This window comes from uncultured Parasphingopyxis sp., from assembly GCF_937129435.1.
Classification (GTDB): Bacteria; Pseudomonadota; Alphaproteobacteria; order Sphingomonadales; family Sphingomonadaceae; genus Parasphingopyxis.
Genome location: NZ_CAKZNF010000065.1, coordinates 1 through 22,671 on the forward strand (window position 1 = coordinate 1; position 22,671 = coordinate 22,671).

A 22,671-nucleotide genomic window follows, 5' to 3' on the forward strand; every position below is an offset into this window, starting at 1 on the left:
AGCGGCCCGGCCAACGCACTGCGCGCCCTGAACGGCGCCCAGTCCTCGGGCTGAAACAGCTGTTGCGGAGCAATGCGAGGCGCGGCAGGCATGACCCACTCTACCGTCCTTTTCGGAAACGGACAAAGGTCGTCGCCGAGTCAGGCGATCCGGCATATCCGTATTTCACACACCCGGCTCTCGCCTTTCGGGAGCCGTCTGATATGACAGCGGTATGGAAGCGTCACGGCTCGGGGGAGCCCTTCTCGCAGCGGTCGCGACGGGTGTGGGGATTATGGTCCCCTACACGTTCAAGACTATGAGCACGCCACTTCTGGCGGTCATATGGGCCCTTTTGGTATTCGCGGGGATCGTCGGCCTAGTGCTTGCGCTGAAGCCAGAGAGTCAACCGCCCGTAGAGCGATCACCGGTCATAACCACTAGCCCGCCCAGAAGGCCGCTTATCGATCCCGAGTTCGTTGAGGAGTTTAAGCCGTTCATTTTCATGGCGACGTTCATGGTCGGCTTCGTGATCTTTAATCTTGTGATGCAGGCCCTGTTTCGGGTGATGGCTTGGATGGCGACGCTTTAGCCAGCTTCCGCACCTTTTCCTCAAAGGTGGCTTCGTCCTCGTCGCACTCCAGCTCGCGCGCCATGTCGCGGAACTTGTCGGACTGGCTGTTGTTGTGGTCTGTGTTGGTCATGTATCGCCTTTACGTCGATGAGGTCGGCAACGACGACCTGACCCACACTAGCGAGGAAGCGCACCGCTTCCTCAGTCTAACTGGCGTGGTCATGAAAATCGACCATGCGCGTGATCATCTTACGCCAAGCATGAACTGGATAAAATCCGACATACTGGACCACGATCCGGACGAACCCGCGATCCTCCACCGGACCGACATTGTTCAAAGAAAAAAGGGCTTTTGGCGGCTCAATGACGATGCAGTCTGCGACCTCTTTGACCGGGCGATCATTCGACTCATCACCTCGTCGGACTTCCGAGTCATCACTGCCTTAATCGACAAGCACTGGATGCTCGGCCAGAAACATTGGACGAATATGCAGCCATATCACTACCTGATGGAGATCTTGGTAGAGAAGTACGTCCAGTACCTGGAGCGAATGAGGTCAGTCGGCGACATCATGCCCGAAAGCCGACAGGGCGCAGATAAGCGGCTCCAGCGCGCCTATGATGGAGTTCGCGACGCCGGCACCCGGTACGTCAGCAAAGACAGGATAGAGTCCGCTCTTCGCGCACCAAACCTGAAGTTCAGGGCCAAGAAAGAAAACACTGCGGGGATACAGCTCTGCGATCTGATTGCCCACCCTAGCCACATCTACGTCAGGCAGCAGATGAACCATGATGTGACCCCCGGCGCGTTCTGCCAACGGGTCACTCAGCTACTCATAGACGAGAAATACGATCGCTCGGCAGGGGGCTTAGTGCGCGGCTACGGTATCAAACACCTGCCCTAAAACACAAAGGCGAGGCCGAAGCCCCGCCCGATGGATTGTGTACCATCTGCTACCGACCGCCGTAGCATCGGGTTGCCCAATTATTACACCGAGAACGAGTCAGGCGCAAGCGCTGATACGTCAAAGTGATTCGGAGTCAACCCCTAACGCTTCGTTCTCCACCGCGAACGCCTTCGGCGGCTAGGCTTAGGCGGTGGCGGAGACCCCGACGTCAGGATTTCGATACGTCAGGCGCTTGCCAACGGCACCCAGCACCGCGCGCATCGCTCGATCCTGATCTTCGCAACCGGTCGCCGAACGGTTGGAGTAGCGGAAATCGAACTCAGCCATGTAGCGGTGCAGGTGCTTCTTGCCGCAGTGCTGGTAAACGCCCTTCATGCCGCGCTTGAAGATGCTGAAATAACCTTCGACGGTATTGATATGGACGTTGCCGCGCGCCCATTCCTTGGCGGAGTGGTTCACGGCCTTGTGGTCGCGCATGTGCTTGCCGACGAAGCGGTAATGAGGGCCTTCGTCGGTTGCGAGGCGGGCGCTACGGTCAACATTCTTGAGAACGATAGGGGTAACGGTCGAGCGGTTGACCCTATCGACGACAAAGGCGCGTGAGCGGCCCGTGTTGCGGTCAACGAGGGCAACGACCTTCATCTTGTGATGGAAGCCGGGGCCTTTCTTCTTGCCGGGTTCCTTGCCGATGAAGGTTTCGTCCGCTTCGACGATGCCGCCACCGGAACCGAAGCCGGATTTGTCGTCGCTGGTCATGGCTTCGCGGATGCGGTGCATCATGAACCACGCGGTCTTGTAGGTGACGCCAAGCATACGCTCGATTTGCTTGGCGCTGATGCCCTTCTTTGAGGACGAAATCAGATAGGTGGCGAGCAGCCATTTGTTCAAAGGCACCTTGGATCGTTCAAAGACCGTTCCAACGGTGACGGTGAAGTTCTTGGCGCAGGCATTGCACTGGATAAGGCCGGGGCGATGCGACTTGCCTTTCAGGCGGGTGACATTCTCACGCTCGCCGCAATGAGGGCAAACGGGGCCGAGCGGCCAGTTGATGGCCTCAAGGTGTTCGCGGGCTTTGTCGGCGTCAGTGAAGACAGGATCGGTGATCTGCATTTTATTTTTCGCTCCCTATGCCAAGAACCATAGGGAATCTGCCATACTACGTCAAGTATATATACATCGCTCGTTGACCGGATATAAAGATATCTTTATATCCTTATCCCATGCGAGCCGAACTCGACATCTTCCGCGCGATGGCGGACCCTACGCGATTGCGGATCATGGCGCTTTTGCGTGCCATGGAGCTTTCCGTGGGCGAGCTGGCGCAGGTGCTGGGGCAGAGCCAGCCGCGCGTGTCGCGCCATGTGAAGATTCTCGTCGATGCCGGGCTCGCCGAGCGGCGCAAGGAAGGAAGCTGGGTCTTCCTCGGCCTCGGCGATGCGAGGCGCGTCGATCCGCTGTTCACCGCGATCGACCGCTGGGGCGATGGCGATGCCAATCATTGGGCGCAGGCCGATCTGGCACGGCTTGCCGCCGTGCGCGCCGACCGTCAGGCCGCGGCCGAACGCTATTTCGCCGATCATGCCGAGGAATGGGATGCGATCCGGTCGCTTCATATCGCCGAGAGCGAGGTCGAGGCGGCGATGGCCCGGGCGCTGGGCAAGGGATCATTGGGCCGGCTCGTCGATATCGGCACAGGTACCGGGCGGATGCTCGAGCTGTTCGCCGAGCGGGCCGACAGCGCCATCGGCATCGACCGCAGCCCCGAAATGCTCCGCCTTGCCCGCGCCAAACTTTCCGAGGACGAAGCCCGCCGCGCCGAATTGCGGCAGGGCGACATGTACGCGATCGATCTGCCGGACGCTTCGGCCGACACGATCATCCTGCACCAGGTGCTGCATTTCGCGCAGCAGCCCGGCGCGGCGATCGCCGAAGCGGCGCGGCTGCTCGATGCCGACGGAAGGCTGTTGATCGTCGATTTCGCGCCGCATGAGCGCGAGGAACTGCGCCAGCGCGATGCCCATGCGCGGCTCGGCTTTTCCGACGAACAGATCGAACGCTGGTTCGCGCGCGCAGGGCTTGCCGGCGGCTGCGCCGAGGAATTGGCGGGCGGCGAACTCAGCGTAAATCTCTGGCTCGGCACACGCACCGGGCAATCGAAATTGAAGGTGGTGGCAGCATGACGATGACGGTGGACCAGCTTGACGAAGCGCGGCGCGCGCTCGCCGATCCGCTCTTCGCGAACGTGAACGGCGACATGAACGTGTCGTTCGAATTCTTCCCGCCCAAATCGGAGAAGATGGAAAAGACGCTCTGGGAATCGGTGAAGACGCTGGAGCCGCTCGGCCCGCGCTTCGTGTCGGTCACCTATGGCGCCGGCGGTTCGACGCGCGAGCGGACGCATTCGACGGTGCGGCGGATCAACGCCGAAACCTCGCTCGACGCCGCCGCGCATTTGACCTGCGTCGAGGCATCGAAGGCCGAAATCGAGGAGGTCGTGACCGACTATTGGGACGCGGGCGTGCGGCATATCGTCGCGCTGCGCGGCGACCCGCCCGAAGAGGGTAAGGCGTTCCAGCCGCATCCCGACGGTTACAAGAGCGCCGCCGAGCTCGTCGAAGGCCTTCGCAAGATCAAGCCGTTCGAGATTTCGGTCGCCGCCTATCCCGAAACGCATCCCGAGGCCGATTGCCCCGATTCCGATCTCGACAATCTGAAGCGCAAGCTCGATGCGGGTGCGACGCGGGCGATCACGCAATTCTTCTTCAGCGCCGACAATTTCTTCCGCTTCCGCGACAAGGCGGCGGCAGCCGGTATCGATGCCGAAATCGTGCCGGGCATCCTGCCGGTTTCGAATGTTGCACAGACGCGCAAGTTCGCCGGCATGTGCGGCGCGAAGATCCCCGAATGGATGGATCGCCTCTTCGATGGCCTCGACGATCTGCCCGCCGCGCGGCAGCTAATCGCCGCGACCGTCGCCGCCGAAATGTGCCGCCGCCTCTATGCGGGCGGCGTGCGCGAATTCCATTTCTACACGCTCAACCGGGCCGAACTCAGCTACGCCATCTGCCATCTGCTGGGGATGCGGGCCGACACACAGGACAAACAGGAGAAGGCCGCATGACCAGCAAGGCCGAACAGCTCCGCGCCGCCGCGCGCGAACGGATCCTCGTTTTCGACGGGGGCTATGGCACCGCGATCCAGAACCACAAGCTGGGCGAGGACGATTATCGGGGCGATCTCGACCTTTCGATGGACCAGAAGGGCAATAACGACCTTCTGAGCCTGACCCAGCCGAAGATCATCGAGGGCATCCATCTCGATTATCTGCGCGCGGGCGCCGACATGGTCGAGACCAACACCTTTTCGGGCACGCGCATCAGCATGGCCGATTATGGCTGCGAGCATCTCGTCCCCGACCTCAACCGCAAATCGGCGGAGATCGCGCGGCGCGCCGCCGATATCGCCGAGGAAGAAGACGGCAGGCCGCGTTTCGTCGCCGGGTCGATCGGGCCGACGAACAAGACGCTGTCGCTCTCGCCCGATGTCGAGGATCCGGGCTTTCGCGAGATCAACTACGATTATCTTCTCGGCGTCTATCGCGAGCAGTGCGACGCGCTGATCGAGGGCGGGGTCGATTTCCTGCTGATCGAGACGATCTTCGACACGCTGAACGCGAAATGCGCGGGCATGGCCGCGATGGAGGCCGAAGCCGCGAGCGGTCGCGAAGTGCCGCTGATGATCTCGATGACGCTGACCGACCTGTCGGGCCGCAACCTGTCGGGCCATACGGTCGAAGCGTTCTGGCACGCCGTGCGCCACCTGAACCCGATCACCGTCGGGCTGAACTGCTCGTTCGGCGCCAACCAGCTCCGCCCGCATCTGGCCAGCCTCGCCAAGGAAAGCGATGCGCTGATCATGGCCTATCCCAATGCCGGCCTGCCCAACGACCTCGGCGAATATGACGAGGCGCCGGAGGAAACGGCCGAGCTGATCGGCAAATGGCTCGACGAGAATCTCGTCAACATCGTCGGCGGCTGCTGCGGCACGACGCCCGAGCATATCGCCGCGATCGCCAAGGCCGTCGAAGGGCGCGAGCCCCGGCCGCTACCCGAAGTGCCGGTCCGCACAAGGCTGGCCGGGCTCGAACCGTTCAATATGGCGGCGTGACGTCGCACTATTCCCCTCCCGCGTGCGGGAGGGGTTAGGGGTGGGCCTAGCCTGCCCTTCCGAATTACTTCCCACCCCCGGCCCCTCCCGCAAGCGGGAGGGGAGAAGAAGCACAGCATGACCCAATCCTCAGCGAATTTCGTGAATATCGGCGAGCGGACCAATGTGACCGGGTCCGCGCGTTTCAAGAAGCTGATCCTGAACGACGATTACGACGCGGCGGTCGAAGTGGCGCGCCAGCAGGTCGAAAACGGCGCGCAGGTGATCGACGTCAATATGGACGAAGGCCTGCTCGACGCCGAGCATGCGATGACGACCTTTTTGAAGCTGATCGCCGCCGAACCGGATATCGCGCGCGTGCCCGTCATGATCGACTCATCGAAATGGGACGTGATCGAGGCGGGGCTGAAATGCGTATCCGGCAAGCCGATCGTCAATTCGATCAGCATGAAGGAAGGCGTCGACGAGTTTCTCGACCATGCCAGAAAGTGCATGGCCTATGGCGCCGCCGTCGTCGTCATGGCGTTCGACGAGGAGGGCCAGGCCGACACGCAGCAGCGCAAGATCGAGATATGCGAACGCGCCTATAAGCTGCTCACCGGCATCGGTTTTCCGCCCGAAGATATCATCTTCGACTGCAACATCTTCGCCGTCGCGACGGGGATCGAGGAGCATGCCAATTACGGCGTCGACTTCATCGAGGCGGTCAAGGCGTTGTCCAAAAGCTGCCCGCATGTGCATTTTTCCGGAGGTCTCTCGAACCTGAGCTTCAGCTTTCGCGGCAACGAGCCCGTACGCCGCGCGATGCACAGCGTCTTCCTTTACCACGCCATCCCCGCCGGGCTCGACATGGCGATCGTCAACGCCGGCCAGCTCGACATTTACGACGATATCGATCCCGAACTGCGCGAAGCGTGCGAGGATGTGATCCTCAACCGCACGCCCGAGGACGGGCGCGACCCGACCGAGCATCTGATCGCGCTCGCCGAAAGCTATAAGGGCAAGTCGCCAGAGGACGAGAAGAAAGCCGCCGAATGGCGCGGCTGGGAGGTCCAGAAGCGGATCGAACACGCGCTCGTCAAAGGCATCGACCAGCATATCATCGACGACACCGAAGAAGCCCGCGTCGAGATCGACCAGCGCGGCGGCAAGCCGATCGAGGTGATCGAAGGGCCGCTGATGGACGGGATGAACGTCGTCGGCGACCTGTTCGGTTCGGGCAAGATGTTCCTGCCGCAGGTCGTCAAATCGGCGCGCGTGATGAAAAAGGCCGTTGCCCATCTCTTCCCCTATATCGAGGCGGAAAAGGACCCGAATGCCAAGGGCAAGGGCACGATCATCATGGCGACCGTCAAGGGCGACGTGCACGATATCGGAAAGAACATCGTCGGCGTCGTGCTCCAGTGCAACGGCTTCGAAGTCGTCGACCTGGGCGTGATGGTGCCGTGGAGCGATATCCTGGAGGCCGCGAACGAGAACGATGCCGACATCATCGGCCTCTCCGGCCTGATCACCCCCTCGCTCGACGAGATGGTGACGGTGGCCGAGGAGATGGAGCGCGCGGAAATGTCGATGCCGCTGCTGATCGGCGGCGCGACGACGAGCAAGGTGCACACGGCGCTGCGTATTGAACCCAAATACTCCGGCCCGACGATCCATGTTCTCGACGCGAGCCGCGCGGTCGGCGTCGCCTCGAATCTCGTGTCGCAGACGCAGCGCGATCCCTTCGTCGAACAGACGGCAACCGATTACGAGAACATCCGCGCCGCGCGCGAGGGCAAGGGCCAGAGCAAGCTCGTGTCGATCGAAGACGCGCGCGCCAACGGCTTCGAAGCCGATATGGCGAAGAAGCCCCCTGCCCCGGCAAAGCCCGGGCTGCACGTCTTTGACGACTGGGATCTGACCGAGCTGCGCGAATATATCGACTGGACGCCCTTCTTCCGCGCCTGGGAACTGGCCGGCACCTATCCGGCGATCCTCGAAGACGATGTCGTCGGCGAAAGCGCGCGCGACCTGTTCGCCGATGGGCAGGAGATGCTCGACAAGATCATCGAAGAGAAATGGCTCAAGCCGCGCGCCGTTGCCGGCCTGTGGAAATGCCGCCGCGAGGGCGACGATATCGTTATCGAGGGCGAGCGCGGCGAGACCGTCATGCCGATGCTCCGCCAGCAGATCGGCAAGCGCAAGGGCCGCGCCAATATGTGCCTCGCCGATTTCATCGACACGGAAGACGACTGGATCGGCGGCTTCGCCGTCTGCGCAGGCCATGGCATCGATGAACATATCGCGCGCTTCAAGGCCGAGACCGACGACTATTCGGACATCCTGCTGAAAGCGCTCGCCGACCGGTTTGCCGAAGCCTTTGCCGAGCGGATGCACGAACATGTCCGCAAGGATCTATGGGGTTATGCGGCGGACGAAGATCTGTCGAACCAGGACCTTATCCGCGAGAAATATTCGGGCATCCGCCCTGCCCCCGGCTACCCCGCCTGTCCCGACCACAGCCTGAAGCCGCTGCTGTTCGACCTGCTCGGCGGCGGATCGGGGCATAACGGCCCGGCCGGGATCGAACTGACCGAGAGCTTTGCGATGTGGCCGACGGCGGCCGTTTCGGGCCTGTATTTCGGCCATCCGCAAGCGAGCTATTTCGGCGTCGCCCGGATCGACGAGGACCAGCTCGAGGAATATGCGGGCCGCCGCAATGTCGATCTCGAAACGGCGACGCGCTGGCTGCGGCCTAATCTGGATTAGCACCTACCCCCTACCCTTCAGGGGAGGGGGCCAGGGGGTGGGGACAGAGCGAGCGGAAGCGAGCGTGGAGCCCAGCGGAGAATCCCCACCCCAACCCCTCCCCTGAACGGGCGGGGGCTAATTCGTCTATTTCGCCTTACGCTTCCTGATATATCGCCACGGCAGCACGATCAGCCCGAGCAGCACCATCAACAGCGCCAGCCCCGCCGAAATATAAAGGATGGGGTGGTGGGTGTTCTCGCGCTCGCCCAGGTCCATGATGTGCAGCCCCCACATGAAATCGAAGGCGCGCCAGAGTTCGGTACGCACGGCGAGCACGTCGCCCGTCTCCGCATCGAGATAGACCCGGTCGCCATCGCCGAAGGTCGCGCGCCAGGCGGGACGGCCGCGCCGCAGGTCGAGCGGGTTGTTCCCGGCATCGAACCGCTCGATCGTTCCCAGCGACCCCTCGCCTGCATAGGCCGCGCGGGCAAGCACCGCCGCTTCGTCGCTCGTCAGCCGGGGTGCGAGATAGGCGCCGGTTTCGACCGAGGCGCGGCGCCCTCCCCCATCGGCAAAGCGGATGATCCATTGCGGCCCCGTCGCGCGTTCGACGAGTTGGACGCTCTCGACGGCGCGAATGCCGCTGTCGATGCGGGGGAAGACGGGTGGGTTTTCGAGGGTCGCAACGGCGGGCGCATCCGCTCGCAGATGCGTTCCGCGCACCTGCTCAATCGGAAAGGCCGTCATGAAGAGACCCGACACCGTCCAAAGCAGCAGCGGCACGCCAGCCAGCCAGCCGAGCCAGATATGCCATTTCGTGAATTTCAGCCGCATCTATTCCCCCGTCATTCCCAAACCTTCTCCCATCGGGAGAAGGATTACTAAGCCTTGACGAGCAAAGCGAGTTTAGGCGCGGTTGGATGAGGGGATCGCACCTAACCGGCAAGGGTAAGCCCCTCACCCAGCTCGCTTTAGGCTCGTTCCTTGCCAAGAGCTCACATCCCTCTCCCGATGGGAGAGGGTTTACATATGAATAGGCTTGCCCTGCACTGCCATCGCCGCTTCCTTCACCGCTTCCGAATGCGTCGGATGCGCGTGGCAGGTATAGGCGATGTCCTCGCTCGTCGCGCCGAACTCCATTGCCTGCGCGGCCTGGGCGATCATCGTGCCGGCCACCGAGGCGATGCACCAGACGCCCAGCACGCGGTCGGTCTCGGCATCGGCGATCACCTTCACAAAGCCGTCGGGCTCGTGATTGGTCTTGGCGCGGCTGTTCGCCATCATCGGGAATTTGCCGGTCTTGACGTCGTGGCCCGCTTCCTTGGCCGCTTCCTCGGTCAGGCCGACACCGGCGATTTCGGGCCAGGTGTAGACGACCGACGGGATGACGTCGTGATTCACGATTCCGGTCTGCCCGGCGATATTCTCGGCGCAGGCAATGCCCTCGTCCTCGGCCTTGTGCGCGAGCATCGGGCCGGGAACGACATCGCCGATCGCCCATATGCCGTCGACCTTGGTACGGAATTCGTGATCGATCTCGATCTGGCCGCGATCGTTGGTTTCGAGACCCGCCTTGTCTAGCGCCAGTCCGTCGGTATTCGGCTTGCGGCCGATCGACACGAGAACGCAATCGGCTTCGAGCGTCTCCTCGTCACCACCCTTGGCCGGTTCGAGCGTCAGCGTCGCCTTGGTCTTGGTCGCCTTCGCGCTCGTCACCTTGGTGCCGGTGCGGATCTCAATCCCCTGCTTCTTGAAGATTTTCGCCGCTTCCTTGCGGACATCGCCGTCCATGCCGGGCAGAATCTGATCGAGGAACTCGATGCACGTCACCTTCGCGCCAAGCCGCCGCCAGACGCTTCCAAGTTCCAAACCGATCACCCCGCCGCCGATGACGACCATATGCTTCGGCACCTTGGGCAGTTCGAGCGCGCCGGTCGAATCGACGATGACATGCTTGTCGTTGTCGATTTCGACATTGGGAAGCGGCGTCACCGAGCTACCGGTGGCGATGATGATATCCTTGGCCGTGACGGTCTCGTCGCCGACCTTCACCTTGTGCGAATCCTCGAACGACGCATGGCCCTTGAGCCAGGTTACCTTGTTCTTCTTGAACAGGAATTCGATGCCGCCCGTCAGGCCGTTCACCGCGTCGAGCCGCTGGCCGTGCATCGCGTCGAGATCGAGCGTCGGCTTCACCTTGACGCCCATCTTCTCCATCGCGCCGTTCGCCGCGGCGTCGAAATATTCCGACGCATGCAGCATCGCCTTGGACGGGATGCAGCCGACATTGAGGCATGTGCCGCCAAGCGTCTCGCGGCTTTCCGCGCAGGCCGTCTTGAGCCCCAGCTGCGCAGCCCGGATCGCGGCGACATAGCCGCCCGGCCCCGAGCCGATCACGAGGACGTCATAGTCGTAAGTCTGATCAGCCATTCAGGCTCTCCGCTTCCTTGTCTTCCGCGCTCACCCTGAGCTTGTCGAAGGGTCGTCAAATCTTGGAAAACACCCTTCGACAGGCTCAGGGTGAGCGCAAGTGGGTGTTCTATAGATCGATCAACAACCGCATCGGATCTTCGAGCGCTTCCTTCATCCGCACCAGCGCCGTCACCGCCTCGCGGCCATCGATCAGGCGATGGTCGTAGCTCAGCGCCAGATACATCATCGGCCGCGCCACGATTTCGCCGCTGTCGAGCACCACGGGCCGCTTCTCGATCCGGTGCATGCCGAGCACGGCGGACTGCGGCGGGTTGATGATCGGGGTCGATAGCAGCGAGCCGAAGACGCCGCCGTTCGAGATGGTGAAGGTGCCACCCCGCATCTCGTCCATCGACAGCGACCCGTCCATCGCGCGCGCACCGAAATCGGCGATCGTCTGCTCGATCTCGGCAAAGCTCATGCTCTCCGCGTTGCGGATCACCGGAACGACAAGGCCGTTTGGCGCCGACACCGCGACCGACACGTCGACATAATCGTGATAGACGATCTCGTCGCCGTCGATCCGGGCGTTGACCGAAGGCACGTCGCGCAGCGCCAGGCACGCCGCCTTCACGAAAAAGCTCATGAATCCCAGCCGGATGCCATGCTTCTTTTCGAACAGGTCCTTATATTGACCGCGCGCCTCCATCACCGCCGACATGTCGACATCGTTGAAAGTGGTGAGCAAGGCGGCGGTGTTCTGCGCTTCTTTCAGGCGGCTGGCGATCGTCTGGCGCAGCCGCGTCATCCGAACGCGTTCTTCCTTGCGGCTAGCCTCGCCGGACGTCTTGGCCGCCGGTGCGGCGGGAGCCGGTGACGGCGCAGGCGCGGGTTCGGTGCGCTCCAAGCTCGGTTCCTGCGGCTCGGCGCCCTGTTCCTTCGCCGCCTGCAGCACATCGTCCTTGGTCAGGCGGCCGTCCTTGCCACTGCCCTTGATCTTCGATGGATCGACACCGTGTTCGAGCACCGCGCGGCGCACGGCCGGCGACAGCGTCATGGGTTGGGAGCCGCCCTCTTCCCGATGCGCGTCTTCGGTCGCGCTCGACTTGTCGGCATCGTCTCCTCCGGGCCTTTTCAGGGAACCCTTTTCGGCCGCATCGCCGCCCGATGCGCCTTCGTTCACGCGGGCGATGACCGCACCGACCTCAATCGTGTCGCCGACGCTCACCACATGCTCCGCGAGCACGCCGTCGACCGGCGAGGGAACGTCGACCGCGACCTTGTCGGTTTCGAGGCTGGCGATCGGCTCGTCCGCGGCAACGGCATCGCCGGGCTGTTTCAGCCACTCGCCGAGCGTCGCTTCGGTGACGGATTCGCCGAGGGTCGGGACCTGGACGTCGGTAGCCATGACTAGTTCTTTCCTTTGTGGCCGAGCGCGGCGGCGACGAGCGCCTCCTGCTGTTCCTGGTGCCGCTTGGCAAGCCCCGTGGCGGGCGAAGCGCTTGGCTCGCGCCCGGCATAGGCCACGCGCTCGGGGCCCACGCCCGCTTCTTCGAGGCATTCGTCGATATAGTGACGCGCGAACATCCATGCGCCCTGGTTCTTCGGTTCTTCCTGCGCCCAGATCACCTCCTTGAGGTTCTTCATCCGCTTCAGGCGGACGACCAGCGGTTCGGCCGGGAACGGGTAAAGCTGTTCGATCCGGACGATCGAAGTTTTGGCGTCCTTCTTCGGGTCGCGCGCTTCGAACAGATCGTAAGCCACCTTGCCCGAACACAGCACAAGGCGCTCGATGTCCTTGTCGGCGGGGTCGACGGGGTCGGAGCGAATCCGCATGAAGTGGCTGTCGCCGAGAAAGTCTTCCATCTTCGACACTGCGGCCTTGTGCCGCAGCAGCGATTTCGGGGTCATGATCACCAACGGCTTGCGGAACGGCCGCAGCATCTGCCGCCGCAGCACATGGAAATAGTTGGCCGGCTCGGTGATGTTGCAGACCTGCATATTGTCGCCGGCGCACAGCTGCAGATAGCGTTCGAGCCGCGCCGAGCTGTGCTCGGGCCCCTGCCCTTCATAGCCATGCGGAAGGAGCATGACCAAGCCGTTGGCGCGCAGCCATTTCGCTTCGCCCGACGCGATGAACTGGTCGATCATCACCTGCGCGCCATTGGCGAAATCGCCGAATTGCGCTTCCCACAGTACGAGCGTCTTCGGATCGGCCAGGCCGTAGCCATATTCGAAGCCCAGCACGCCGAATTCGGACAGCGGGCTGTTCAGCACCTCGAACCGGCCGCCCTCGATCTCGTCAAGCGGCGTATAGCGGTTGCCGGTCTTCTGATCGTACCATTCGGCATGACGCTGGCTGAACGTGCCGCGCCCCGAATCCTGTCCCGAAAGCCTGACGCCGAAATCCTCATGGACGAGCGAGCCGAAGGCCAGCGCCTCGGCCGTTGCCCAATCGAAATTCTCGCCGCTTTCGAACATCTGCCGCTTGGCATCGAGGATGCGGCCGAGCGTCTTGTGAATCTCGAGCCCCTCGGGAACCGTGGTCAGTGTCTCGCCGATGCTGCGAAACGACTTTTCGTCGATGCCCGAGGTGACGCCGCGCCGCGCCGTTTCGGGATCGGGCGGCATGCCGAGCCCTTCCCAACGGCCGCCGAACCAGTCGGCCTTGTTCGGCAGGTAGCTCTTGCCGGCCTCGAACTCCTCGTCGAGCATTGCATTGAATTCGTCGGTGGTGTCCTTGATCCAGTCCTCGTCGACGACGCCCTCGCCGATCAGCCGCTCGCCGTAGATCTTCGAGACCTTCGGATGCGACTTGATCGCCTTGTACATGACCGGCTGGGTGAAGCTCGGCTCATCGCCTTCGTTATGGCCGAAGCGGCGATAGCACCACATGTCGATGACCACGTCGCGGCCAAAGGTCTGACGGAACTCGACGGCGAGCTTGCAGGCGAAGGTCACGGCTTCGGGATCGTCGCCATTCACATGCAGGATCGGCGCCTGCACCATCTTGGCGATGTCGGAGGGATAGGGTGACGATCTGGCAAATTGTGGGCTCGTCGTGAAACCGATCTGGTTATTGATGACGAAGTGGATGCAGCCGCCGGTATTGTAGCCGCGAATGCCCGAGAAGCCGAAGCATTCGGCAACGATCCCCTGCCCCGCAAACGCCGCGTCGCCATGGAGCAGCACCGGCAGCACCTGACGGTGCTCCTCCAGATCGTCCTGCAAAACCTGCGTCGCGCGCGCCTTGCCAAGCACGACCGGATCGACGGCTTCGAGATGTGAGGGATTGGGGACGAGGCTCATATGCACCTTGATCCCGTCAAATTCGCGGTCGGTCGACGTGCCGAGATGGTATTTCACGTCGCCCGACCCGCCGACATCATCGGGATTGGCGCTGCCGCCGGCGAATTCGTGGAAGATCGCGCGATAGGGCTTGGCCATGACGTTCGCGAGGACGTTGAGCCTGCCGCGATGCGCCATGCCGAACACCATTTCGTTGACGCCGAAATGGCCACCCCATTTGATCACGGCCTCGAGCGCGGGAACCATCGATTCGCCGCCGTCGAGGCCGAAGCGCTTGGTGCCGACATATTTCTTGCCGAGATAGGCTTCCCATTGTTCGGCATGGATAACGCGCGCGAGGATCGCCTGCTTGCCCTCGCGGGTGAACTGGATTGTGGCTTCCTTGCCCTCGAACTTTTCCTGCAGGAAGCGGCGCTCCTCCAGGTCGTTGATATGCATATATTCAAGGCCGACGGGGCCGCAGTAATTCTCGCGCAGGATGGCGACGATCTCGTTGACCGTCGCACTTTCCAGGCCGAGCGCGCCGCCGAGATAGACGGGCTTGTCGAGATCGCCGGGCGCGAAACCGTGAAATTCGGGCGTCAGGTCCGCCGGCTGGATCCGGTCATGCAGGCCCAGCGGATCGAGATCGGAGGCGAGATGTCCGCGCACACGATAGGTGCGGATGAGCATCATCGCCCTAATCGAGTTGCCCGCCGCCCGCTCCATCTCGTCGGCATCGGGAAGCGGCTGCGAATAGGCCGGTGCGCTCGGTGCGGCCGGGGCGGCGGCATTTGGCGCCAATGACATCTGCAGCGGATCGAGCCCGGCGGTCAGATCGTCGGTCTCGGCGATCGGCCAGTTGTCGCGCTTCCAGCTCGGGCCGGACGCCGCCACTTCGAGGCTCGCGAAGAAATCGCGCCAGCTCGCCTCGACGCTATCGGGATTGTCGCGATAGCGCCGGTAAAGCGCTTCGGCGAAAGACGGACTGACTCCTTCGATCTCGGAGAAGTCCATGGCTTCATAGCCCATGCTGTAAGGTCCTTGCCCGGTGATGCACCCCATCTGGGTCGGGGCGCGAATCGATCAACCCTTTAATAAATCCATGAGCGTGGTGCCGAGTTCCGACGGGCTCGGCGAAACGCGGATGCCGGCGTCTTCCATCGCGGCGATCTTGTCGTCCGCGCCGCCCTGGCCGCCCGAGACGATCGCGCCGGCATGGCCCATGCGGCGGCCCGGAGGCGCCGTGCGCCCGGCGATGAAGCCGACCATGGGCTTGGAGCGGCCCCTGGCGGCTTCGTCCTTGATGAACTGTGCGGCTTCTTCTTCGGCGCTGCCGCCGATCTCGCCGATCATGACGATCGATTCGGTCTCGTCGTCGGCGAGGAACATCTCCAGCACGTCGATGAAATTCGTGCCGTTGACCGGATCGCCGCCAATGCCGACCGCCGTCGACTGGCCCAGCCCGACATTGGTCGTCTGGTGAACCGCCTCATAAGTCAGCGTGCCGGAACGGCTGACGACGCCGACCGAGCCTTTCTTGAAGATGCTGCCGGGCATGATGCCGATCTTGCATTCGCCGGGCGTCAGCACGCCGGGGCAGTTCGGGCCGATCAGCCGCGACTTGGAGCCTTCGAGCTTCGCCTTGACGGTGACCATGTCGAGCACGGGAATGCCCTCGGTGATCGCAACGATCAGCGGGATTTCCGCCTCGATCGCCTCGATGATCCCGGCTGCCGCGAATTTCGGCGGGACATAGACGACGCTCGCATCGGCGCCGGTCGCGTCGCGCGCCTCCGCCACCGTATCGAAGACCGGCAGCCCGATATGTTCGGTCCCGCCCTTGCCGGGGGTGACGCCGGCGACCATCTTCGTGCCGTATTCGAGCGCCTGCTGTGTGTGAAAGGTGCCGGTATCGCCGGTCATCCCCTGGGTGATGACCTTCGTATCGGCATTAACGAGAATCGACATCGGTTCCTCGAATCTATTGTTCCGGAATTTGAAACATGGCGAAATGGGTCCGGTAACCACCGGATGCGTTGGAAAGGCTGCGAACGAGGGCGAATACCGGCCCTCCGTTCATCTCGGTCGTGGCGAGCCAGATCGGGCGGACGTCAGGGTTTTGCGTCCCGTCCTCATTGACCAGATCGTCGTAATTGGCCGGACCGCCGAACACGTTGTTGATGACGGGAAACATCTCCTGCGCGGTATGGTTCACGGTCGTGGCCAGCGTCATCGCGCATTGGCGGCCGAAGCGGCCATCGGGCGTGTCGACGATCATCAGCGAGATGTCGCCCGCATGCCATCCCGTCACCTCCGTACCGTCATCGAGCGTTGTCGGCCGCGGGGTCAGGTCGAGTTGTTCCGGGAAATCGATAAAGCCCATCATCTCCGGCATGAACCGGGCGCGCAGGCAATATTGGCGAAAGATCGTCAGAGCCTCGTCGATGCTGCGCGATCCGGGCGTCAGCGGTTCCGCCGTCGTCGGGGCGGGTTGCATCAGCTCCCCGCCACGGACCAGCAGGAAGCCGTCGACGCCGCGATACTCTTGCGCGTGCGCGGTAGCGGCGGCGCCGGCAAGCGCCATGAGCGCCGTCAACAGGATCGGTAACCGCCGCACCGTCATGCCAGACTGCTGTCCAGCCCCTTGCAAGCTTCGAGCAGTTCCTCGACGGCGTCGGTCGAAACCTTGAGGTTCGCGGCCTCTTCGTCGCTCAGCTCGATCTCGACCACCTCTTCGATGCCATCGGCGCCGATGACGGCGGGCACGCCGACATAAAGGCCGTCGACGCCATATTTGCCTTCGACATAGGCGGCGCACGGAATGATCCGCTTCTGGTCGCCGAGATAGGCTTCGGCCATCGAAATCGCGCTCGTCGCCGGCGCGTAATAGGCCGAGCCCGTTTTCAGCAGCCCGACGATCTCGCCGCCGCCGCCACGGGTGCGCTGGACGATCTCGTCGATCTTGTCGGCGCTGATGCCCTTGATCTTCGCAAGGTCGTTGACCGGGATGCCCGAAATCGTCGTGTAGCTGGTGACCGGAACCATCGTGTCGCCATGGCCGCCGAGCACGAAGGCGTTCACGTCCTTGACGCTGACGCCGAATTCCCAGGCGAGGAAGGTCGCGAAGCGCGCGCTGTCGAGCACGCCCGCCATGCCGACAACCTTGTTGTGCGGCAGGCCCGAAAATTCGCGCAGCGCCCAGACCATCGCGTCGAGCGGGTTGGTGATGCAGATGACGAAGGCGTCCGGGGCGTGGTTCTTGATGCCCTCGCCCACCGCCTTCATCACGGAGAGGTTGATGCCGAGCAGGTCGTCGCGGCTCATGCCCGGCTTGCGCGGCACGCCGGCGGTGACAATGACGACATCGGCGCCGGCGATATCGGCATAGTCGTTGGTGCCCGTGATCGACGCGTCGAAGCCTTCGATCGGCCCGCATTGGGAAAGGTCGAGCGCCTTGCCCTGGGGCATGCCCTCGGCAATGTCGAAAAGGACGATATCGCCCATTTCCTTTTTCGCTGCGAGATGGGCGAGCGTGCCGCCGATCATGCCGGCGCCGATGAGCGCGATCTTCTTGCGGGCCATTGGAGAACCTCTTTTCGTCTGATGGCGGGCCTGCAGCCCCGGAAAACGGGCCGGGCTTAAACCTTCATCGGAGAGTCGGCAACAGCCGAAAGGTGCGTTTTGCGTAATCGGCTAGTCGGCACCGGCAACATCGCGAAGCAAAGCTTCCCAGATATCGACGCTGCCATGAAAACCGTCGGCCAATACGCGCTCGTCGAGACCGTGCGCGCCGGTCGGCACACCGACGACCGACCAGAGCCCGCCAACGCCATAGGTCCGGATACCCGCATTGCGGATGAACAGCCCGTCGGTGGCGCCTGCCGACATGAACGGGACGATCGGTGCATCGGCGAAATGCGTACCGATGGCGCGGCGATAGGCAGCAACGAGTTCCTCGTCGACGGGCGTCGCATCGGAACCGGGGCTGTTGCCGTCGACGATTTCCACTTCGATGAACTGGCCGGCGATGTCCTGTAACGTCTGCCGGATCTCTTCGATCGACGTGCCGGGGAAGATGCGGCAGTTGACGTTCGCCTCGGCGCTTTGCGGCAGCGCATTGGGTGCATGGCCGCCCGAAAGCTGTGTCGCAACGCAGCGGGTGCGCGTCTGGCCGGGTCCCATCGCCTCGACCTGATCGGCAAGCTCGTCATTTTCCGGATCGGCGAGCCACGCCTGAATTATCTGGCCGAACCCGCCCCCGTCATTCTCCGCAACCGCCGTAAAGGCGGCGCGCGTGGCATCGTTCAGCTGTTGCGGAAAGCGATGTTCTTCCAGATTCTTGAGCGCACCGGCGAGCTGGTAGATCGCGTTGTCGGGGCGCGGCGCGCTGCTGTGCCCGCCACGGTTGGTGGCGCGGAAGGTGAAATCGGCATAGGTTTTTTCGGCCACCTGCATGTAGAATGCCTCGACCTCGCCATTGCGGAACACGGTCCCGCCGCCGCCATCGCTGTTCAGTGCCATGTCGACATCGCCGAGCAGGTCGCGCCATTCGCTGGCGGCGAGCCGCGCGCCCTCCTGCGCCGTTTCCTCATCGCCGGTGAAAAGCACCACGATATCGCGATCGAGCGGCACGCCGGCCGCCTCGATCCGCTGCAGCGCGAGGATCATGCCGACCAGTCCCGATTTGTTGTCGGCGATCCCGCGGCCGAGATAATAGCCCTCTTCCTCGCGGAATTCGAAGGGCGGGTTCTGCCAGTCGGCGGGGTTGGCATCGACCACGTCCATATGCGCCATCAGCAGGATCGCGTCTTCGCCCGAAGGCCGGTCCGCATTGCGCCGCGCAATCAGCGTCTGCGTTTCGTCATGCGGCTGGACGTGGAACTCGTCGAAGCCTGCCTCACCCAGTTCGCCGCGCAGCAGTTCGACTAGCCGCGGCATTTCACCGCGACCGGCCACAGTCGGAATCTCGACGACCTGTTCAAGCAGCGCGCGCTCGGCCGCGCGATCTTGGGCGATGGCCGGAACGGAAAATAATGAAACGGCAACCATGGTATAGAATAACGGTTTCATTACTGTTCCCCATCCGTTGTGGTCGGCCCATCCCTATATCGCCGCCACAAGGAGTCCAGAGGTTGCAAGGCCACGCCTCGCAAGGGCGACCGATACTCACTGCCCGATCATAGAATCAGGCATGCCCCAGCGGATGTCGACATGTGCCGGCAGCAATCGGCGCAACCGGATCAAAGCTTCCTCCTTGTCGGCGAGGTTCATCTTCTCGAACAGCGAGACAAACGCGCCGATCGCGGCCGTATCGACACGGGGCCGTGCATTGTGCCGCAGTTCGGCCAGCGCCTCGCCGACATGCGTCGCGCCGGCGAGCAGCAGATAGGCGGTCTTTTCTTGCGTCACTATCGAACATCGCGACAGCATCTCGAGCTGGCCCGCATCGGGGTCGTTTTCCGCGACCATCTCGATCACATGCGGCGCCAGACGCCGATGGCGCGTGATCGCCTGCTCGATCGATTCCGGCGCACATCCGCATAGTTCCGCGACCCAGTCATGGTGGGCGGCGGGTCCGGCGCCGGGCGCGAGCAATGTACGCAACGCGAATAGTTCCGCGATCATCCGCTGGCGCACGATGGCGGACACACCATGTTCGCGCACCGTTTTGGCGATGCTTTCGGCCCGTAGCAGAGCCGCCATGGTGTCCAGCACGATTGCGGCCAGTGGGGAGAGCGCGGAAAAGCGCCGCGCCGCTGCAACTCGATGGGCGCCGTCAATCACGCCATACGGTCTCCCGCTAGCTGGTTGCCAGAGCACGACCGGCTTTTCCTGACCGGTTCGCATCATCCGATGCGCGAGATCGAAAGCCCAGGCGGGGTCGACGGGCCGCACTGTTTCGGCAGAATCGATTTCCTCGACCGGAATGGCGCGCAATTGTGGTCGCCCGTCATTCCGGTCGCCACTGTCATTGTCGCGCGACGTTTCAGTCAAAGCATCGCGATTGCGGGTGCACCGGCCGCTTTTCGGCGTTATCGTCCCGCTTTCGGGATTCGTGTCGATCCGGGAGCAGTTGATGCACGTTCACATCGAGTTCGTCCGCGATGACGCGGGCCACGCGTCGGTTGGCTCGTCCGCGCAGGACATCGCGTACCGAATCGGACGGAAGGCCGCGGTGCCGTTCGAAAGCGAGAACACTGCCATAACGCTTCTTCAACTTGGCTTTGACGTCGACCGGATGGAACGGCATGGCTAGACTGCACTTCGATAAATCCCGATATCGGACCGATAAGGACCGAATTCGGTTTCGTCAAGAAAAACCCGACAAGGCCGCCGTTGCTGACCGATTAAAGGCGCGCGCCGCAGAATTGGGCCTGCGCCAGGGGGATATTGCCCAAATCATCGACATTCCGAAGACGACAATGGGGCGCATCTGGAAGGGCGAGAACTTGCCCGACGCGGCCATATTGTTTGGGCTCGCTGCACTGATAGAACGCCCGGTCCGATGGTTACTGTTCGGCGACGAGACGCATGATCTCGCCAGTCCGGATTCGCGAAACGTGACGCTGCCGGCCTATGATTTCGGCGCCATCGGGTCGGACGGTCGGGGCCCTGCCACCGGGGTCATGACCATCGACCGCGACTGGATCGCACACCGGCTGGAGCTGGATGATCGCACCTGGATGACGAACATGCCGAACGACCTGCTGGACGATATCGCGGCAAAAGGCGATTGGTTGATATGCGGCGACATAGAACCGCGGCTGGATATGTTGTCGGACGGCCGCATCTACCTGCTACTGCTGAACGGCCAGGCGATCGTCCGCCGAGTGAGCCTTGAGCCCGATGCCTATCTGCTGTCCGTATCGGGCGACCGGCTTCCGCCGATCCGGATCACGCGGGGCAAGATATCGACGGACGAAAAAAACCTCCTCCCCCTCGCCCGCGTGCTCGGCGTGGTCGGCCTGACCGTGACATAGGGCGCGGACATTTGGCGGTTGTCAGGCTGTGTCGTAGTCTTCGCCAATGCCATGACCCTCGGCGAGATAGTCCTGCGACTGCATCTCGATCAGCCGCGACACCGTCCGCTCGAACTCGAACGCCCCGTCGCCTTCGGGATAGAGCGCCTGCGGCTCGGCATCGGCGGTGGCGAGCAGCTTGACCTTGTGCTCGTATAGCGCGTCGATCAGCGTCTTGAAGCGCGCCGCCTCGTTGCGGTTGGCCGGTCCCATGACCGGGATGCCGACGATGATGACGGTGTGGTATCGCCGCGCGATCGCCAGATAATCCGCCGCGCCGCGCGCTTCGGCGCAGAGACGTTTGAACGAGAAGACGGCAACGCCCTTCAGCGACTTGGGGACGTGCATCGTCCGGCCGCCCTGCACGGGAATGTCCTCGCTGGGCACGTGCGCTGCATCCTCGGGCGGATAGTCGGTGAGGCGGAAAAAGGCCTCGCGCACCGCCGCGGTCGCCTCGTCGCCGATGGGCGAATGCCAGGTCGGCATGCCACCGAGTCGATCGAGCCGGTAGTCGGTCGGACCGTTCAGTTCAACGACGTCGAGCCGCTCCTCGATCAGGTCGACGAACGGCAGGAACAGCTCGCGATTCTGGCCGTCCTTGTACAGATCGACAGGCGGCCGGTTCGACGTCGTTACCACCGTCACGCCCTTTTCGAGCAGCGCCGTGAACAGCCGCGACAGGATCGCCGCATCAGCGGTGTTGTTGATGACCATCTCGTCGAGCGCCAGCAGCCGTGCACCGTCGCGCACCTGCTCGGCAACGGGGAGGATCGGATCGCCCTGCTCCTTGGCCCGTTCAGCGCGGAGCCGGTCGTGAATGTCGAGCATGAATTCGTGGAAATGGACGCGGCGTTTCGAGGCGATGTTCACGCAGCCGAAGAACAGGTCCATCAGCATCGATTTGCCGCGCCCGACGCCGCCCCAGAGATAGGCGCCCTTCACCGGCTCGGGCTTTTTCGCGATTGCGCGCCACAGGATGCTGCCGCGCCGGGGCGCGTTTTCGAGCGCTTTGGTGACGCCGGCGAGATGATCGACCGCGCGTTGCTGGTCGGGATCGGGTTGCAGTTCGCCCCTGTCGATGAGCGATTGATATCGGGCTAGCAGAGACGTCATTTCGCCGCCGGCTTGCGTCGCACCTTTCTCAACGTGCCGGTAAAGCTCGCCACCGGCTCGCCATCCTGTTCGATCATGCCGCGCAGGAAGATCAGCCGCCCGGTTTCCTTCAGGATCTCGACCACCGCATCGATCGGCTCGCCGGCCTTCGGGCTACCCATGAAATGGGTCGAGGCGTCGAGCGTCACGCCGCCGCCGCCGGCGAACTTGTCGAGATAGTGGCAGGTCCAGAACAGCGACTGATCGACGACCGCCATCAGGAAGCCGCCATGAACGGCCTCGAACCCGTTGGCATGGCGCATCTCGGTATCGACGCGGCAGCGGACGCTGTTCTCGCCTTCCTTCTTCAGCCGTACGGGGCCGAAAATATCGAGAAAGCGTCCCTTGACGCGCATCTTCCAGAGCGACCAGCCCGGATTGTCGGGGTCCTCCTCCAACACCACCCATCGGCGCATGCCCATGGGCTGTTCATCGG

Annotated in this window: 20 protein-coding genes; 7 read left to right on the forward strand and 13 right to left on the reverse strand. The window is 63.0% G+C overall.

Going from position 1 to position 22,671, the window contains the following annotated elements; all coding sequences use genetic code 11:
- Positions 1-214 precede the first annotated feature (214 nt).
- Entirely contained in the window at positions 215-571 is a 357-nt protein-coding gene (locus Q0139_RS10975; protein WP_298021578.1) for a hypothetical protein, read from the forward strand.
- On the forward strand, positions 553-1,458 hold the full coding sequence (locus Q0139_RS10980) for a DUF3800 domain-containing protein (protein ID WP_298021581.1): 906 nt from the start codon (positions 553-555) through the stop codon (positions 1,456-1,458). Before Q0139_RS10975 ends, Q0139_RS10980 begins: the two co-directional genes overlap by 19 nt.
- Positions 1,459-1,644: 186 nt before the next feature.
- On the opposite strand, the gene Q0139_RS10985 is transcribed toward Q0139_RS10980, so the two are convergent.
- Entirely contained in the window at positions 1,645-2,571 is a 927-nt protein-coding gene (locus Q0139_RS10985) for an IS1595 family transposase (RefSeq protein ID WP_298021584.1), read from the reverse strand.
- Between the two features lie 110 nt (positions 2,572-2,681).
- On the opposite strand from Q0139_RS10985, the gene Q0139_RS10990 reads away from it, so the two are divergent.
- From Q0139_RS10990 to metH, 4 genes are all read left to right on the forward strand, one after another.
- Positions 2,682-3,641 carry a metalloregulator ArsR/SmtB family transcription factor gene (locus Q0139_RS10990; RefSeq protein WP_298021587.1) on the forward strand — a complete coding sequence of 320 codons (960 nt, stop codon included), beginning with the start codon at positions 2,682-2,684 and terminating at the stop codon, positions 3,639-3,641.
- Positions 3,638-4,582: a methylenetetrahydrofolate reductase gene (gene metF, locus Q0139_RS10995; RefSeq protein WP_298021590.1), complete on the forward strand. Its 945-nt coding sequence runs from the start codon at positions 3,638-3,640 to the stop codon at positions 4,580-4,582. The genes Q0139_RS10990 and metF overlap by 4 nt, the downstream gene beginning before the upstream one ends.
- Positions 4,579-5,628 carry a homocysteine S-methyltransferase family protein gene (locus Q0139_RS11000; protein WP_298021594.1) on the forward strand — a complete coding sequence of 350 codons (1,050 nt, stop codon included), beginning with the start codon at positions 4,579-4,581 and terminating at the stop codon, positions 5,626-5,628. The genes metF and Q0139_RS11000 overlap by 4 nt, the downstream gene beginning before the upstream one ends.
- 117 nt (positions 5,629-5,745) lie before the next feature.
- Positions 5,746-8,379 carry a methionine synthase gene (gene metH, locus Q0139_RS11005; RefSeq protein ID WP_298021597.1) on the forward strand — a complete coding sequence of 878 codons (2,634 nt, stop codon included), beginning with the start codon at positions 5,746-5,748 and terminating at the stop codon, positions 8,377-8,379.
- 126 nt (positions 8,380-8,505) lie between these two features.
- Here the strand turns inward: metH and Q0139_RS11010 are convergent, their stop codons facing one another.
- From Q0139_RS11010 to Q0139_RS15545, 10 genes are all read right to left on the reverse strand, one after another.
- On the reverse strand, positions 8,506-9,195 hold the full coding sequence (locus tag Q0139_RS11010; protein WP_298021600.1) for a PepSY domain-containing protein: 690 nt from the start codon (positions 9,193-9,195) through the stop codon (positions 8,506-8,508).
- Between the two features lie 189 nt (positions 9,196-9,384).
- Entirely contained in the window at positions 9,385-10,791 is a 1,407-nt protein-coding gene (gene lpdA, locus Q0139_RS11015) for a dihydrolipoyl dehydrogenase (RefSeq protein WP_298021602.1), read from the reverse strand.
- Between the two features lie 109 nt (positions 10,792-10,900).
- Entirely contained in the window at positions 10,901-12,181 is a 1,281-nt protein-coding gene (gene odhB / locus Q0139_RS11020) for a 2-oxoglutarate dehydrogenase complex dihydrolipoyllysine-residue succinyltransferase (RefSeq protein ID WP_298021605.1), read from the reverse strand.
- A gap of 2 nt (positions 12,182-12,183) precedes the next feature.
- A complete protein-coding gene (locus Q0139_RS11025; protein WP_298021609.1) occupies positions 12,184-15,093 on the reverse strand; it encodes a 2-oxoglutarate dehydrogenase E1 component in 2,910 nt (969 codons plus the stop codon).
- A 54-nt stretch (positions 15,094-15,147) separates the two neighbouring features.
- Positions 15,148-16,032, reverse strand: a complete 885-nt coding sequence (gene sucD, locus Q0139_RS11030) for a succinate--CoA ligase subunit alpha (RefSeq protein WP_298021612.1) — start codon at positions 16,030-16,032, stop codon at positions 15,148-15,150.
- A gap of 13 nt (positions 16,033-16,045) precedes the next feature.
- Entirely contained in the window at positions 16,046-16,687 is a 642-nt protein-coding gene (locus tag Q0139_RS11035) for a hypothetical protein (protein WP_298021615.1), read from the reverse strand.
- The gene (mdh, locus tag Q0139_RS11040; protein ID WP_298021619.1) at positions 16,684-17,646 is read right to left on the reverse strand and encodes a malate dehydrogenase; all 963 of its coding nucleotides are present in this window, start codon (positions 17,644-17,646) and stop codon (positions 16,684-16,686) included. The genes Q0139_RS11035 and mdh overlap by 4 nt, the downstream gene beginning before the upstream one ends.
- A gap of 111 nt (positions 17,647-17,757) precedes the next feature.
- The gene (locus tag Q0139_RS11045) at positions 17,758-19,134 is read right to left on the reverse strand and encodes a M20/M25/M40 family metallo-hydrolase (RefSeq protein ID WP_298021621.1); all 1,377 of its coding nucleotides are present in this window, start codon (positions 19,132-19,134) and stop codon (positions 17,758-17,760) included.
- 96 nt (positions 19,135-19,230) lie between these two features.
- Positions 19,231-20,058 carry a ParB N-terminal domain-containing protein gene (locus Q0139_RS11050; protein WP_298021624.1) on the reverse strand — a complete coding sequence of 276 codons (828 nt, stop codon included), beginning with the start codon at positions 20,056-20,058 and terminating at the stop codon, positions 19,231-19,233.
- The gene (locus Q0139_RS15545) at positions 20,051-20,314 is read right to left on the reverse strand and encodes a helix-turn-helix domain-containing protein (protein WP_350138020.1); all 264 of its coding nucleotides are present in this window, start codon (positions 20,312-20,314) and stop codon (positions 20,051-20,053) included. Before Q0139_RS15545 ends, Q0139_RS11050 begins: the two co-directional genes overlap by 8 nt.
- On the opposite strand from Q0139_RS15545, the gene Q0139_RS11060 reads away from it, so the two are divergent.
- On the forward strand, positions 20,313-21,044 hold the full coding sequence (locus tag Q0139_RS11060) for a hypothetical protein (RefSeq protein WP_298021630.1): 732 nt from the start codon (positions 20,313-20,315) through the stop codon (positions 21,042-21,044). The genes Q0139_RS15545 and Q0139_RS11060 overlap by 2 nt on opposite strands.
- Before the next feature lie 21 nt (positions 21,045-21,065).
- Here Q0139_RS11060 and zapE read toward each other — a convergent pair whose 3' ends face one another.
- Both zapE and Q0139_RS11070 read right to left on the reverse strand, forming a co-directional pair.
- Entirely contained in the window at positions 21,066-22,196 is a 1,131-nt protein-coding gene (zapE, locus tag Q0139_RS11065; RefSeq protein ID WP_298021634.1) for a cell division protein ZapE, read from the reverse strand.
- The gene (locus Q0139_RS11070; RefSeq protein WP_298021637.1) at positions 22,193-22,657 is read right to left on the reverse strand and encodes a PaaI family thioesterase; all 465 of its coding nucleotides are present in this window, start codon (positions 22,655-22,657) and stop codon (positions 22,193-22,195) included. The genes zapE and Q0139_RS11070 overlap by 4 nt, the downstream gene beginning before the upstream one ends.
- Positions 22,658-22,671: the final 14 nt, after the last annotated feature.

What these genes read in the sequence shown, in the direction of transcription:
- zapE (WP_298021634.1), bottom strand. Translation starts at nt 22,196, where the DNA reads ATGACGTCTCTGCTAGCCCGATATCAATCGCTCATCGACAGGGGCGAA.
- Q0139_RS10975 (WP_298021578.1), top strand. Translation starts at nt 215, where the DNA reads ATGGAAGCGTCACGGCTCGGGGGAGCCCTTCTCGCAGCGGTCGCGACG.
- Q0139_RS10985 (WP_298021584.1), bottom strand. Translation starts at nt 2,571, where the DNA reads ATGCAGATCACCGATCCTGTCTTCACTGACGCCGACAAAGCCCGCGAA.
- mdh (WP_298021619.1), bottom strand. Translation starts at nt 17,646, where the DNA reads ATGGCCCGCAAGAAGATCGCGCTCATCGGCGCCGGCATGATCGGCGGC.
- Q0139_RS11025 (WP_298021609.1), bottom strand. Translation starts at nt 15,093, where the DNA reads ATGGGCTATGAAGCCATGGACTTCTCCGAGATCGAAGGAGTCAGTCCG.
- Q0139_RS11045 (WP_298021621.1), bottom strand. Translation starts at nt 19,134, where the DNA reads ATGAAACCGTTATTCTATACCATGGTTGCCGTTTCATTATTTTCCGTT.
- Q0139_RS11000 (WP_298021594.1), top strand. Translation starts at nt 4,579, where the DNA reads ATGACCAGCAAGGCCGAACAGCTCCGCGCCGCCGCGCGCGAACGGATC.
- Q0139_RS11010 (WP_298021600.1), bottom strand. Translation starts at nt 9,195, where the DNA reads ATGCGGCTGAAATTCACGAAATGGCATATCTGGCTCGGCTGGCTGGCT.
- Q0139_RS11070 (WP_298021637.1), bottom strand. Translation starts at nt 22,657, where the DNA reads ATGGGCATGCGCCGATGGGTGGTGTTGGAGGAGGACCCCGACAATCCG.
- Q0139_RS10990 (WP_298021587.1), top strand. Translation starts at nt 2,682, where the DNA reads ATGCGAGCCGAACTCGACATCTTCCGCGCGATGGCGGACCCTACGCGA.
- metF (WP_298021590.1), top strand. Translation starts at nt 3,638, where the DNA reads ATGACGATGACGGTGGACCAGCTTGACGAAGCGCGGCGCGCGCTCGCC.
- metH (WP_298021597.1), top strand. Translation starts at nt 5,746, where the DNA reads ATGACCCAATCCTCAGCGAATTTCGTGAATATCGGCGAGCGGACCAAT.
- Q0139_RS11060 (WP_298021630.1), top strand. Translation starts at nt 20,313, where the DNA reads ATGGCTAGACTGCACTTCGATAAATCCCGATATCGGACCGATAAGGAC.
- odhB (WP_298021605.1), bottom strand. Translation starts at nt 12,181, where the DNA reads ATGGCTACCGACGTCCAGGTCCCGACCCTCGGCGAATCCGTCACCGAA.
- Q0139_RS15545 (WP_350138020.1), bottom strand. Translation starts at nt 20,314, where the DNA reads ATGCCGTTCCATCCGGTCGACGTCAAAGCCAAGTTGAAGAAGCGTTAT.
- Q0139_RS11035 (WP_298021615.1), bottom strand. Translation starts at nt 16,687, where the DNA reads ATGACGGTGCGGCGGTTACCGATCCTGTTGACGGCGCTCATGGCGCTT.
- lpdA (WP_298021602.1), bottom strand. Translation starts at nt 10,791, where the DNA reads ATGGCTGATCAGACTTACGACTATGACGTCCTCGTGATCGGCTCGGGG.
- sucD (WP_298021612.1), bottom strand. Translation starts at nt 16,032, where the DNA reads ATGTCGATTCTCGTTAATGCCGATACGAAGGTCATCACCCAGGGGATG.